The sequence below is a fragment of the Stenotrophomonas sp. genome, from assembly GCF_036662295.1.
GTDB lineage: Bacteria > Pseudomonadota > Gammaproteobacteria > Xanthomonadales > Xanthomonadaceae > Stenotrophomonas.
Genome location: NZ_JAVWXA010000118.1, coordinates 1 through 12,123 on the forward strand (window position 1 = coordinate 1; position 12,123 = coordinate 12,123).

The 12,123-nt window shown below is 69.6% G+C and carries 9 protein-coding genes and 2 pseudogenes; 5 read left to right on the plus strand and 6 right to left on the minus strand.

What is annotated here, in order from left to right; all coding sequences use genetic code 11:
* A pseudogene (locus RSA25_RS16830) lies at positions 1-411 on the plus strand (succinate--CoA ligase subunit alpha); the annotation flags it as partial.
* 281 nt (positions 412-692) lie between these two features.
* Positions 693-2,327 carry an NAD+ synthase gene (locus tag RSA25_RS16835; protein WP_332809992.1) on the plus strand — a complete coding sequence of 545 codons (1,635 nt, stop codon included), beginning with the start codon at positions 693-695 and terminating at the stop codon, positions 2,325-2,327.
* Positions 2,328-2,435: 108 nt separating this feature from the next.
* On the opposite strand, the gene RSA25_RS16840 is transcribed toward RSA25_RS16835, so the two are convergent.
* Positions 2,436-3,320 (minus strand): outer membrane protein assembly factor BamD, encoded by an 885-nt coding sequence (locus RSA25_RS16840; RefSeq protein WP_332809993.1) that lies wholly within the window; start codon positions 3,318-3,320, stop codon positions 2,436-2,438.
* 117 nt (positions 3,321-3,437) lie between these two features.
* On the opposite strand from RSA25_RS16840, the gene rluD reads away from it, so the two are divergent.
* Genes rluD through RSA25_RS16855 form a run of 3 tightly spaced genes read left to right on the plus strand, consistent with a single transcriptional unit; the run spans position 3,438 to position 5,636 of the window.
* A complete protein-coding gene (gene rluD, locus RSA25_RS16845) occupies positions 3,438-4,433 on the plus strand; it encodes a 23S rRNA pseudouridine(1911/1915/1917) synthase RluD (RefSeq protein WP_332809994.1) in 996 nt (331 codons plus the stop codon).
* Entirely contained in the window at positions 4,433-5,212 is a 780-nt protein-coding gene (gene pgeF, locus RSA25_RS16850; RefSeq protein WP_332809995.1) for a peptidoglycan editing factor PgeF, read from the plus strand. The genes rluD and pgeF overlap by 1 nt, the downstream gene beginning before the upstream one ends.
* Before the next feature lie 4 nt (positions 5,213-5,216).
* On the plus strand, positions 5,217-5,636 hold the full coding sequence (locus tag RSA25_RS16855; RefSeq protein ID WP_332809996.1) for a thiol-disulfide oxidoreductase DCC family protein: 420 nt from the start codon (positions 5,217-5,219) through the stop codon (positions 5,634-5,636).
* Between the two features lie 10 nt (positions 5,637-5,646).
* Here RSA25_RS16855 and RSA25_RS16860 read toward each other — a convergent pair whose 3' ends face one another.
* The 5 genes and pseudogenes from RSA25_RS16860 to RSA25_RS16880 all read right to left on the minus strand — a co-directional run.
* Complete coding sequence (locus RSA25_RS16860) at positions 5,647-6,978, minus strand: OmpA family protein (RefSeq protein ID WP_332809997.1); 1,332 nt, start codon at positions 6,976-6,978, stop codon at positions 5,647-5,649.
* Positions 6,979-7,350: 372 nt separating this feature from the next.
* Positions 7,351-8,715: an alpha,alpha-trehalose-phosphate synthase (UDP-forming) gene (gene otsA, locus RSA25_RS16865; RefSeq protein WP_332809998.1), complete on the minus strand. Its 1,365-nt coding sequence runs from the start codon at positions 8,713-8,715 to the stop codon at positions 7,351-7,353.
* Positions 8,712-10,493, minus strand: coding sequence for a glycoside hydrolase family 15 protein (locus tag RSA25_RS16870; RefSeq protein ID WP_332809999.1), 1,782 nt, complete (start codon positions 10,491-10,493; stop codon positions 8,712-8,714). The genes otsA and RSA25_RS16870 overlap by 4 nt, the downstream gene beginning before the upstream one ends.
* Positions 10,494-10,592: 99 nt before the next feature.
* Entirely contained in the window at positions 10,593-11,351 is a 759-nt protein-coding gene (gene otsB / locus RSA25_RS16875; RefSeq protein WP_332810000.1) for a trehalose-phosphatase, read from the minus strand.
* 113 nt (positions 11,352-11,464) lie between these two features.
* Positions 11,465-12,123: pseudogene (locus tag RSA25_RS16880) on the minus strand (TonB-dependent receptor); the annotation flags it as partial.

Here is a 12,123-nt window from a genome sequence, read left to right on the forward strand (position 1 = left end):
TCGGGCACCCTGACCTATGAAGCGGTCAAGCAGACCACCGAAGTCGGCCTGGGCCAGTCCACCTGCATCGGCATCGGTGGTGACCCGATCAACGGCCTGAACTTCGTCGACTGCCTGAAGCTGTTCAACGAAGATCCGCAGACCCTGGGCATCATCATGGTCGGCGAAATCGGCGGCGACGCTGAAGAAGCCGGTGCCGAGTACATCAAGCAGTTCGTGAAGAAGCCGGTCGTCGGCTTCATCGCAGGCGCGTCGGCTCCGGCCGGCAAGCGCATGGGCCACGCCGGTGCGATCGCATCGGGCGGCAAGGGCACGGCCGAAGGCAAGTTCGCCGCCATGGAAGCGGCCGGTGTCGTCACCGTGCGCTCGCCGGGCGACCTGGGCGCTGCCATCGCCAAGCTGGTGAAGTAAGCCGCCGGCCGCAGCCGCGGCCGACGTTGGGTAGAGCCGACCGTTGGTCGGCTACCAGAAAGGCCGCCTCCGGGCGGCCTTTCTGCGTTCTGGCCGTCGCCGGATCCTGTGATCGACGCGTGCGTGGTTGCCGGCCAGCGGCCGGCGGGTCACGAGGTGTTTGAACCATGCGTGGTTGCCGGCCAGCGGCCGGCGTGTCACGAGGCGTTGGAGGTATGCGTGGATGCCGGCCAGCGGCCGGCACTACAATGCGCGTAGTACCTCTACAGGCTGGACCTTTCATGGCTTCGATCCGCATCGCGATGGCGCAGTTTGATTTCCCGGTGGGTGCCGTGGCGCGCAATACCGACTCCATCATCGCGATGATCGCCGAGGCGCGCGATGAGTACGGTGCCGAGCTGGTGGTCTTGCCGGAGCTGGCCATCAGCGGTTATCCGCCGGAGGACCTGCTGCTGCGGCCGGGGTTCCTCTACGACTGCGAGCAGGCCCTGCAGCGCATCGCCCAGGCCACCACCGGCATCACCGCCGTGGTCGGCTGGCCGCAGGCCAGTGGCTCGGTGGTCTACAACGCGGCCAGCGTGCTGCGCGATGGCCGCGTCGAGCACACCTACCGCAAGCGCGAGCTGCCCAACTACGCGGTGTTCGACGAGCGCCGCTACTTCGACGTCGACCCCGATGGCGGCAGCTGCGTGTTCGAGCTGAAGGGCGTGCCGGTGGGCGTGCTGATCTGCGAGGACCTGTGGTTTGCCGAACCGCTGGCCGACACCGTGCGCGCGGGCGCGCAGCTGGTGCTGGTGCCCAATGCCTCCCCGTACGAGCGCGGCAAGCACGCCCAGCGCGATGCGCTGCTGGCCGAGCGCACGCGCGAGAGCGGGGCGGCGATCGCCTACCTCAACATGGTCGGCGGCCAGGATGCGCTGGTGTTCGATGGCGCCTCGGTGGTGGCCGACGGCGATGGCACGGTGCACCCGGCCGCGGCCGCCTTCACCGACCAGTGGCTGGTGGTGGACTACGACGCGCAGGCCCGCCGCTTCCTGCCGCGCGAGTGGATCGACGATGGCGACGAGAGCATGGACGCACTGGCCTGGCGCGCGGTCACCCGCGGCATCCAGGACTACTGCCGCAAGAACGGCTTCAAGAAGGTGTGGCTGGGGCTGTCCGGCGGCATCGACTCGGCGCTGGTGCTGGCCATGGCGGTGGATGCGCTGGGCGCGGACAACGTGACCGCCGTGCGCCTGCCGTCGCGCTACACCGCCGGCATGTCCAACGACCTGGCGGCCGAGCAGTGCCGCGCGCTGGGGGTGAAGCTGGAAGCGGTGTCGATCGAGCCGGTGTTCGAAGGGCTGATGACGGCGCTGGCGCCGATGTTCGAGGGCCAGCCGGCCGACGTGACCGAAGAGAACCTGCAGTCGCGCAGCCGCGGGGTGATCCTGATGGCGCTGTCCAACAAGTTTGGCGGCCTGCTGCTGACCACCGGCAACAAGAGCGAATACGCGGTGGGCTACGCGACCATCTACGGCGACATGTGCGGCGGCTATGCGCCGCTCAAGGACCTGTACAAGACCGAGGTGTTCGGGCTGTCCAAGTGGCGCAACACGGTGGGCGGCGCGCCGGTGATCCCGCCGGCGGTGATCAGCCGCCCGCCCTCGGCCGAGCTGCGCGACAACCAGACCGACCAGGATTCGCTGCCGGCCTACGACGTGCTGGACGGCATCCTCTACCGCTACGTGGACCAGGAGCAGTCGCGCGAGGAGATCGTGGCCGCCGGCTACGCCGCCGAGGTGGTGGACCGCGTGCTGCGGCTGGTGCGTACCAGCGAGTGGAAGCGCCACCAGGCCGCGCCCGGCCCGAAGGTGTCCCGCCGGGCCTTCGGACGTGAACGCCGCTACCCGATCAGCAACGGGTACCCGGGATAACCCGACGGGGGCTGTGGGATGCCGGCCATGGGCCGGCACTACCGGTTTCGTCGCGCGGACGGGCGCGGTCAACGACTCAAAAAAAAGGCCCCTTTCGGGGCCTTTTCATTACTTGCGTTCCAGCTTCGCGTTGCGTTGGCCGGTGCTGGCGGACTTCTCGCCGGCAAACGGGTTCAGCTTGCGGATCATCCAGGGATACTTGGGCCAGTTGCCGGCCAGCCACGGATGCTGCGGCTCGTTCAGCTCCAGCACGCGGCGGGCGTCGTCGGCCAGGGTCTTGTTGCCCAGGTGGGTGTAGGCCTCGCCCAGGGCAGCCACCGCGTCGTACTGGTAGGCGCTCTGCGGATAGGTCTCCAGCAGGTAGTTGGCACGGCCGGCGGCCGACACCCAGGCCTGGCGGCGCAGGTAGTACAGGGCGTTGTCCAGCTCGTGCTGGGCGAACACGTCCCGCAGCTCCAGCATGCGCTTGCGCGCATCGGCCGCGTAACGGCTGTTCGGGTAGCGGTCCACGACGATGTTGAAGTCGGCGTAGGCCTGGCGCGGGGTCGACAGGTCGCGGCGGCTCGGGTCCAGCGACCATACGCGGCGCAGGAAGACCGTATTGCGGTTGCCGTTGGACAGGCCGCGCAGGTAGTACAGGTAGGCGATGTTGCGGTGGGTCGGGTAGGTACGGATGAAGCGGTCCACGCTGGACACCGCGTCATCGTGCTTGCCGGCCTTGTACTGGGCGTAGGCGGTCTCGATCATCGCCTGCTCGGTGTACGGACCGTACGGATACTGGGCGATCAGGCGCCGGAAGCTGGCCTCGGCCCCGCTCCAGTTGCCGCCTTCCATCAGGCGGTGGCTCTTCTCGTAGATCTGTTCGACCGGCTGGCCTTCATCCGGGTTATCGCCCTTGGTGCCGCGGTGGCAGCCAGTGGCGACGAGGGCCAGGACCAGCAGCAGGGCGGCGGTGCGGACGGGCGCGGACAGCAAAAAGGAGCGTCGGATCATGGGGTCAGGGCGGGACGCGGCTGGAATACGAAGGGTCGATGATAGCCTAGTGGCCTGTCCTGCGACTGAAAGTGGTCGCCCGGACCCCAAATTTGTCTCCTTGCGGTGCTTTTTCCCATGTCCGATAACGCTTCTGAATCCGAATCCCCCCGCCAGGCCGTGGTGCCCGATACCGCCGCTGGCCGGCGCTTCGATGCCGTACTGGCCGAGCTGTTCCCCGAGTTTTCCCGGTCCAAGCTGACCGAGTGGATCAAGTCCGGCGACGTCCTGCTGGATGGCCAGTCCGTGCGCGGGCGCGACCCGGTGCGCGGCGGCGAGGTGGCCAGCCTGCATGTCGTGCTCGACACCCAGACCCACGCCGAGCCCGAAAACATCCCGCTGGACGTGCTCTATGAAGACGAGCACGTGTTCGTCATCAACAAGCCGGTGGGCCTGGTGGTCCATCCCGGTGCCGGCAACCCGACCGGCACCCTGGTCAACGCGCTGCTGTTCCGCGATCCGTCGCTGTCGGTGCTGCCACGTGCCGGCATCGTGCACCGCCTGGACAAGGACACCAGCGGGGTGATGGTCATCGCGCGCACGCTGCAGGCGCAGACCGCGCTGGTGGAACAGCTGTCGGCCCGTGAGGTGCACCGCCAGTACCTGGCCATCGTGGTGGGCGCGCTGGTCTCCGGCGGCACCGCCGATGCGGCGATCGACCGCCACCCGCGCGACCGCGTGCGCATGGCCGTGCGCGAGGACGGCAAGGATGCGATCACCCATTACCGCCTGCGCGAACGCTTCCGTGCGCACACCGCGCTGGAGTGCCGCCTGGAAACCGGCCGCACCCACCAGATCCGCGTGCACATGGCGCACCTGCGCCACGCCATCGTGGGCGACCAGCTGTACGGCGGCGCCCTGAAGCTGCCCAAGGGCGCCAGCGACGAACTGGTCGCGCAGCTGCGCGGCTTCAAGCGCCAGGCGCTGCATGCCGAAACGCTGGAGTTCGTGCACCCCATCACCGGCGAAACCATCAGCAACAGCGCCCCGCCGCCGGCGGACATGCTGGCCCTGATGCAGGCCCTGCGCGAAGACAGCAAGCGCTTCGCCGAGCTGGAACGCGGGCGCCGCTGATGGACGCAACGGTGCCGGTGATGGCGGCCGATTGGCCTGCACCGCCCAAGGTGCGGGCCTGCACCACGTTGCGCTACGGCGCCGGTGGCTCGCTGCCCCCGTTCGACCAGTTCAACATGGGCAACCGCTACGCCGCCGATGGCGATGACCCGCAGCAGGTGCAGCGCAACCGCGACCAGCTGCAGGCCGGGCTGGCCTTGCCCTCCGCGCCGCATTGGCTGCGCCAGGTACACGGCACCACGGTGCTGCGTTTCCATGCGCCGCCCACGGCGCAGGGGGTGGCGGTGGAGCCGACGGCCGATGCGGCGGTGACCGCGGTGCCCGGCGTGGTGCTGGCCATCCTGACCGCCGACTGCCTGCCGGTGCTGCTGGCGGCCCGCGACGGGCGTGAAATCGGCGCCGCGCATGCCGGGTGGCGGGGGCTGGCCGACGGCATGCTGGAGGCCACCGTGGCGGCCATGCACACCCCGCCCGCGCAGCTGCAGGCGTGGCTGGGGCCGGCTGCCGGGCCGGACCATTACGAGGTGGGCCAGGACGTGTTCGACGCGTTCGTGGCGCACGATGCGGCGGCAACGGCGGCCTTCGTGCCCACCCGCGACGGCCATTGGCGCGTGGACCTGTACGCGCTGGCGCGGCAGCGCCTGCACGATGCCGGCATTGAACCGCAGGCGATCAGTGGCGGGAACCTGTGCAGCATCGCCGACCCGCAGCGTTTCTTCTCCCATCGCCGCGACCGGCGCACCGGGCGCATGGCCAGCCTGGCCTGGATCGAGGGCTGAGCCCATGGGCGTTGCCCGAACCTCCACGGACCAGGCGGTGATCGTGTTCGACGGCGTCTGCGCGTTGTGCAGCCGCTGGGTGCGTTTCCTGCTGCGCTTCGACCGGAAGGGTCGCTACCAGTTCGCGGCGATGCAGGGCGCGCATGGGCGCGCCCTGCTGCTGCAGCATGGGCTGGACCCGGAGGATCCGCTGTCGTTCCTGCTGCTGGAGGACAGCCAGGCCTGGACCGACACCGACGCGATCGTGCGCGTGCTGGTCGGCCTGGGCGGGCCGTGGCGGCTGGCGGCCGTGCTGCGCGCGTTGCCCAAGCGGTGGCGTGACGTGGCCTACCGGGCCGTGGCGCGCAACCGCTACCGCTGGTTCGGGCGCCACGCGCGCTGTTACCTGCCGGCACCGGAGCAGGCCGCGCGCTTCCTGGACTGATCGCGCACGCTCAGTGCGCGAGCAGGGCCAGCGCGTCGCCCGGGTCGGGACCCACGCGGCGGTAGGCGATGCGACGGTTGCGCTCGCGCCCGGCGTCGTGGCGGTTGTCGGCCAGCGGGTGTTCCTGGCCATGGCCGACCGCCACCAGCATCGAGGGCGGCACCCCTTGCCCGCGCAGGGCCCACACCACGGCGTCGGCACGTTGCTGGCTGAGCTGCAGGTTGGCCTGCGGATCGCCGTTGCCGTCGGTATGCGCGTCCACGGCCACGCGCAGGCCGGGCGGCGCCATGCGCAGGGCATCGGCGACGGCCTGCAGCGTATCGGCGCAGTCACCGGTGAACTCGGCCGTGCCCGGCACGAAGGTGAGCCGGGTCTGGTTGAGGGCATCGAGCAGCGGCGCGGCCCCGGCCGTCGGCGGCAGCCGATCCAGCGCCGCCAGGCCGGGCCCCCACAGGCCGGTGCTGTGCAGGTCGGCAAAGTCGCGGCGCAGCACCTGCGAGATGGCCAGCCGATGCGAGTCGGCCATGGCGGTGGTATCCACGTGCAGGCGCGGGCCATCGAAATCCAGCTGCATCCCGTCGCCCTGCAGCTGCGGCACGCGCTTGACCACCCGGTGCAGCCAGCGCGGCGGGCGTGCGGCCGGGTCCAGGTGCACCGTGCCGTGCACGTTGGCCTGGCCATGCACGGCGACCAGCGCGTTCCACAGTTGCCGGCGCGCCGCCTCGGTCGGCAGCCGGCCGCGCACCTGCAGGCGCTGGCCGTGCTGCTGCAGCGAGAGCGAGGCGTCGTGCTGGGCAGTGATGGCCGGGGGTGTCCAGTGCGGGGTGCGCATTTTCACAAACAGCCATGCGGTGAGGCCGACCACGGTCAGCCCGGCAAGCACCCACAGCAGGCTGCGCAGGGCCAGGCCATGCATCGCACGCGAGGGCACCGCGCCGCGCGCCATGCGCGGGCGCAGCACCGGCCGCGGCGCACCGGCGACGAGGCGCGCATGCCCGTGCGGCGGGGTTACCAGGCCGATCAGCGGCGGCAGCAGCTCGCACGCGATCACCCGGAAGGTGCCCGGCGGGAAGCCGGTGCGGCGCGCCAGCGTGGCCAGTGCATGGCTGCCGATGGCCTGTTCCAGTTCACTGGCCAGCAGAGGGCGCGGGGTGGCGGCCGGGTCCTGCCAGGACCGGAAGTGCGGGCCCAGTCCGGCCTGCTCGAACTGCTGTTCCAGCCCGTCCAGCCCCAGCGGGTGTGCGGCGATCCAGCCGGCCAGCACGCCCACCACGGTGCGTGCGCGGTAGCCCAGGTCCAGCCGCGTGGCGGCGTCGTCTATGAAACGGTCAAGCGCTGACATGTGATCGATTCCCTTTGAAATGTCGTCCGCACGCGGCGGGGCGGACGGGCCCACGCGATGTGGGTGGGCTCTTGGGGGCGTCACTTTGGTCAGGCAGCGTCAATGCGAAATGAAATTCCGCGCGCGCTTTCGCTTTCGCCGGGCGCGAATGCTCTGCGATAAACAATGGCTATTGTTGCAAGATGTCGCAGGGCCGGCGACTTGGCCGGACGACAGGTTGAATGCGACAGAGCCGGGCGGTTCGGGGTGCGGCTGCGGTCGATGCGACGGGCGCAGTCGGACCGGGCCAAAAGCGTCGCGCGTTGCGCACTATCCGCACCATTCGAAAGGATGCACGGCGCGGCCGGTGGGCGGCCCCGTGCACCCCGCAACTCAGCCTTCCAGGGCCTGCAGGAAGGTCTGCCGCCAGTGGTTGATGTCGTGCGCGCGCAGGTGCTCCATCATCGCCTGCCAGCGCTCCACGCGCTTGCGCAGCGGCATGGTGGCCGCGGTGGCGATGGCATCGGCCACGCCGTCCAGATCGTGCGGGTTGACCAGCAGCGCCTGCTTGAGCTCATCGGCGGCGCCGGCCAGCAGCGACAGCACCAGCACGCCGGGATTTTCCGGGTCCTGCGAGGCCACGTACTCCTTGGCCACCAGGTTCATGCCATCGCGCAGGGGCGTAACCAGGCCCACTGCCGCAGCCCGGTAGAAACCGGTCAGGGTGGCGTGGGTGAAGTTCTGGTTGACGTAGCGCAGCGGGGTCCAGTCCGGTGCGGCATGGCCGCCGTTGATGTGGCCGGCGATCTGTTCCAGCTGGCTGCGCAGCTGCCGGTACTCGGTGACATCCCCGCGCGACACCGGCGCGATCTGCAGGTAGGTCAGGCTGCCGCGCTGGTCGGGATGGCGCTCCAGGTAACGCTCGAAGCCCATGAAGCGCTCCGGCAGGCCCTTGGAGTAGTCCAGCCGGTCCACGCCGATGGCCAGTTGCCGATCGCGCAGGCTGTTGCGCAGGTCGCGCACCGCCGGCTTGTTGGCGCCGGCCTTGGCCTGGCGCTCGATGTGGGCGGTGTCGATGCCGATGGGGAAGGCCGCGGCCCGGAAGCGGCGCCCACCGGGGGCCTCCAGTTCGCCATCGGCCAGCACCCGGCCGCCGCCGAACAGGCGCACGTAGGACTGGAAACGATCGGCGTCGCGCTGGGTCTGGAAGCCGACCAGGTCGTAGGCGTACAGGCTGGAGAACAGCCGCAGGTGGTCGGGCATGGCCTGCAGCAGGTCCGCCGAGGGCATCGGCACGTGCAGGAAGAAACCGATCCGGCAGCCGATGCCGCGCTCGCGCAGCAGCGAGGCCAGCGGAATCAGGTGGTAATCGTGGATCCACACGATGTCGTCTTCGCGCAGCAGCGGGGCCAACTTGTCGGCGAACAGCGCGTTGACCTGGCGGTAGGTTTCGCGGGTGGCGCGATCGTAGTCCACCAGGTCCAGCCGGAAGTGCAGCAGCGGCCACAGCGTGCGGTTGGCAAAGCCGTTGTAGTAGCCGTCGACGTCGCGCTTGGTCAGGTCCATGGTGACGTAGCGGATATCGCCTTCGGTCTGCTCGTGCAGGGTGCCGCTCTTGTCGCGCACCGACTTGCCGCTCCAGCCGAACCACATGCCGCCGCGTTCCTTGAGCGCGGCCAGCAGCCCCACCGCCAGGCCACCGGCAGTGGCTTCACCGGGCACCGCGACCCGGTTGGAGACCACGACCAGGCGGCTCACGAGGCCTCCTGCCAGCTGCGCGACAGGCGCATGGCCGCGGTGATCAGGCCCACGTGCGAATAGGTCTGCGGGAAGTTGCCCCAGGCTTCGCCGCTGTCGAAGGCCAGGTCCTCGGACAGCAGGCCGAGGTGGTTGCGGCGTTCCAGCAGCATCTCGAACATCTCGCGCGCTTCGTCCAGGCGCCCGATCGCGGCGAGGGCGTCGATGTACCAGAAGGTGCAGATGGTGAAGCTGGTTTCCGGCTCGCCGAAATCATCCGGGGCCACGTAGCGGTACAGCGCATTGCCATGCTTGAGGTCGCGCCCGATGGCCTCCACGGTGGCCACGAAGCGTGCGTCGGTCGCCTCGATGAAGCCGATGTCGGCCAGCAGCAGCAGCGACGCGTCCAGGCGGTGGCCACCGAAGGTATCGGTGAAGTGGCCGTGCTCGTCGCTCCACGCCTCGCGCAGGATGCGCGCGTGGATGATGTCGGCACGCGCGCGCCAGTGGTTGGCGCGGTCGTCCAGGCCCAGTCGCACGGCGATCTTGCACAGCCGGTCGCAGGCGGCCCAGCACATCGCGCTGGTGTAGGTGTGCACTTCGGTGCGGCCGCGGAACTCCCATAGCCCGGCATCGGGCACGTCGTGCAGGGCGAAGGCCTGGTCGCCGAGCGGTTCCAGGCGCGCGAAGGTATGCCCATCGCCGGGGTCCTGCAGGCGCTGGTCGAAGAACAGCTGGGTGGAGGCCAGCACCACGCTGCCGTACACATCGTGCTGGCGCTGCACCCAGGCCAGGTTGCCGCGCCGCACCGGGCCCATGCCGCGGTAGCCGGACAGCGAGGCCACTTCGGTTTCATCCAGGCGGGTCTCGAAGCCGATGCCATACAACGGCTGCAGGCTGCCATCGGCGGTGGCCAGGTTGAAGATGTAGCCCAGGAACTGCTCCATCGTGCGGGTGGCGCCCAGCCGGTTGAGCGTGCGCACCACGAAGGCGGCATCGCGCAGCCAGCAGTAGCGGTAATCCCAGTTGCGGATGCTGCCCGGCGCTTCCGGGATCGAAGTGGTCATCGCGGCGATGATCGCGCCGCTGTCCTCGTACTGGCACAGCTTGAGGGTGATGGCGCTGCGGATCACCGCGTCCTGCCACTCCAGCGGGATGGAGAGGTAGCGCACCCATTCGCGCCAGTAGTCGCCGGTGCGCTGGAAGGATTCCTGCACGTAGCCGCTGAGCGAGCGGTTCAGCGACTCGTCCACGCCCAGCACCAGGTGCACCGGGTGGCTGAGCACGAAGGGCAGGCCATCGCGCACCAGTCGCAACGGCACGTCGGTGGTCAGCCGCAGCACGTGCTCGGGCAGTTCCCAGCGGATGTGGTTGCTGCCCCAGGTGGAGGCCGGCACGCGCGCGCCCCAGTCGGCCAGCGGCCGCGCGCGCACGATGATGCGCGGGTTGCCGGCCAGCGGGCGGACCTGCCGGATCAGGCTGACCGGGCGGTAGAAGCGGTCGTTCTGGCGCCAGCGCGGGGCGAAGTCGATGATCTCCAGCGCGCCGCCGTGCTTGTCGTGCAGCACGGTGCGCAGGATGGCGGTGTTGGTGAGGTAGTGCTGCTCGCTGCTTACCAGGTCCTCCAGCTCGATGGCGAAATCACCGCCTTCGTTCTGGTTGGGGCCAAGCAGGGCGCAGAAGGCCGGGTCGCCATCGAAGGTGGGCAGGCAGCTCCAGACCACGCGCGCCTGCGCGTCGATCAATGCGCCGAAGCTGCCGTTGCCGACGACGCCAAGATTCAGATCGGGTTCTTTCATGGGCACTGCAATCTCGTTCAAGGCAGGCCGCGGCACGCAGGGCCGGCGGCACGCAGGGAGGAATGCCCGCGCGCACGGCGGCGCGGGCGCGGCGGTGGGTCAGTACGCGTTTTCCTGCAGCCAGGCATGCACGCTGCGGATGTGCGGCAGGGCGAACACGGCCGCACTGGGGCTGCGCGCGCCCACCAGCACGCTCCAGCCATGCTGGGCGTTGGCGGCATCGAAGCCGAACTCGTCGGTGAGGTCGTCACCGAGGAATACCGGCAAGCGGCCACGGAACGGCGTCTCCTGCATCAACTGCTGCAGGGCGCGGCCCTTGTCGCTGCCCTGGGGCACGAACTCGACCACGTGGTCGCCCGGTTGCAGGCGATAGCCGGCGTGGCCGCGGATGTGGCGTTCGGCGAAGGCACGCACGTCGTTGGCCGCGTGCGGCGCGCCGCGCCAGTGCAGGGCCAGGCTGTGGCCCTTGTCTTCGACCAGCACGCCGGGATGCCCGTGGGCAAAGCGCATGGCCTGCTGATGCACCGCGTGCAGCCATTCACTGGTGTCGGTGCTGTCGGTGATGCTGTCCACCTGGCCATCGGCGCGGCGCAGCTCATGGCCATGCAGGCCCGCGGCCGGCAGGTGGAGGGGGGCGAACAGGTCGTCGAGCTGGCCCAGGGGGCGGCCGCTGATCAGGGCGACGGCGCCTTCCAGGCGGTCGCTGATGCGACCGATGGCCTCGCGCACTTCCGGCAGCAGGGTCACCGCCTGGGGGTCGCGCTCGAATTCGATAAGGGTGCCGTCCACGTCGAGGAACAACGCACAGGCGTCGTCCAACAACGGCGGCGGCGGACGCGTGGGGAGGTCGTTGGCCATGCCCGCCAACATGCCAGCGTGGGTGTGATCGCCAGGTCATGGGCGCCGACCTCGGGCCGGCCGCCCCTGTCCCGTACAGCCGACCGTCGGTCGGCTGCCCCTGCGCGGGTCGATCAGAACGTGTAGCGCACGCGCCCGTAGTAGTACGCGCCGTTGCTGCCCACCGGCGACAGCACGTCATACGGCAGGTTGCCGTAGTAGTAGATGTCATCGTTGGACAGGTCCGAATAGTTGTCGGTGAGGTTCTGCCCGCCCACGGCCACGCTCCACTGCGGGGTGATCTTGAACTCCACTTCCGCATCCAGCTGCCACTCGGCCCCGTAGGTCTGGCGCGGCACGAACCCGTCGCCGAAGTTGAATACGCGCGTCACGCTGCCGTAGCGGTTGACCCGGCTGCTCAGCGACCAGCGGTCGTTGGCCCAGCTGGCGGCCAGCGCGGCGCGGGTGCGCGGGGTGGCATCGGTGAGGGTGTTGGTTTCCTCCACGCCAAACAGCACATAGTCCGGGTCCAGCGCGAGCAGGCTGGCCGGCGTGGCGAGCACGTTCTTCAAGGTGGTCTTGGTATAGGCATAGGTGCCGGTCAACACCAGCTCGCCATTGCCCAGGGACTGCCGCCAGTTGCTCACCAGCTCGGCGCCGCGCGTGCGGGTATCGGCGGCATTGACGAAGAAGCTGGCGCTCTGCAGGCCGGCCACGCCGAACTGCTGCTGCACGTAATCGGTGAGCGCATCGCCGGTGATGCTCTCCGACAGCGCGATGCGGTCGTCGATGT

Coding starts and splice junctions, on each gene's coding strand:
- RSA25_RS16835 (WP_332809992.1), top strand. CDS start 693: ATGGCTTCGATCCGCATCGCGATGGCGCAGTTTGATTTCCCGGTGGGT.
- RSA25_RS16840 (WP_332809993.1), bottom strand. CDS start 3,320: ATGATCCGACGCTCCTTTTTGCTGTCCGCGCCCGTCCGCACCGCCGCC.
- rluD (WP_332809994.1), top strand. CDS start 3,438: ATGTCCGATAACGCTTCTGAATCCGAATCCCCCCGCCAGGCCGTGGTG.
- pgeF (WP_332809995.1), top strand. CDS start 4,433: ATGGACGCAACGGTGCCGGTGATGGCGGCCGATTGGCCTGCACCGCCC.
- RSA25_RS16855 (WP_332809996.1), top strand. CDS start 5,217: ATGGGCGTTGCCCGAACCTCCACGGACCAGGCGGTGATCGTGTTCGAC.
- RSA25_RS16860 (WP_332809997.1), bottom strand. CDS start 6,978: ATGTCAGCGCTTGACCGTTTCATAGACGACGCCGCCACGCGGCTGGAC.
- RSA25_RS16870 (WP_332809999.1), bottom strand. CDS start 10,493: ATGAAAGAACCCGATCTGAATCTTGGCGTCGTCGGCAACGGCAGCTTC.
- otsB (WP_332810000.1), bottom strand. CDS start 11,351: ATGGCCAACGACCTCCCCACGCGTCCGCCGCCGCCGTTGTTGGACGAC.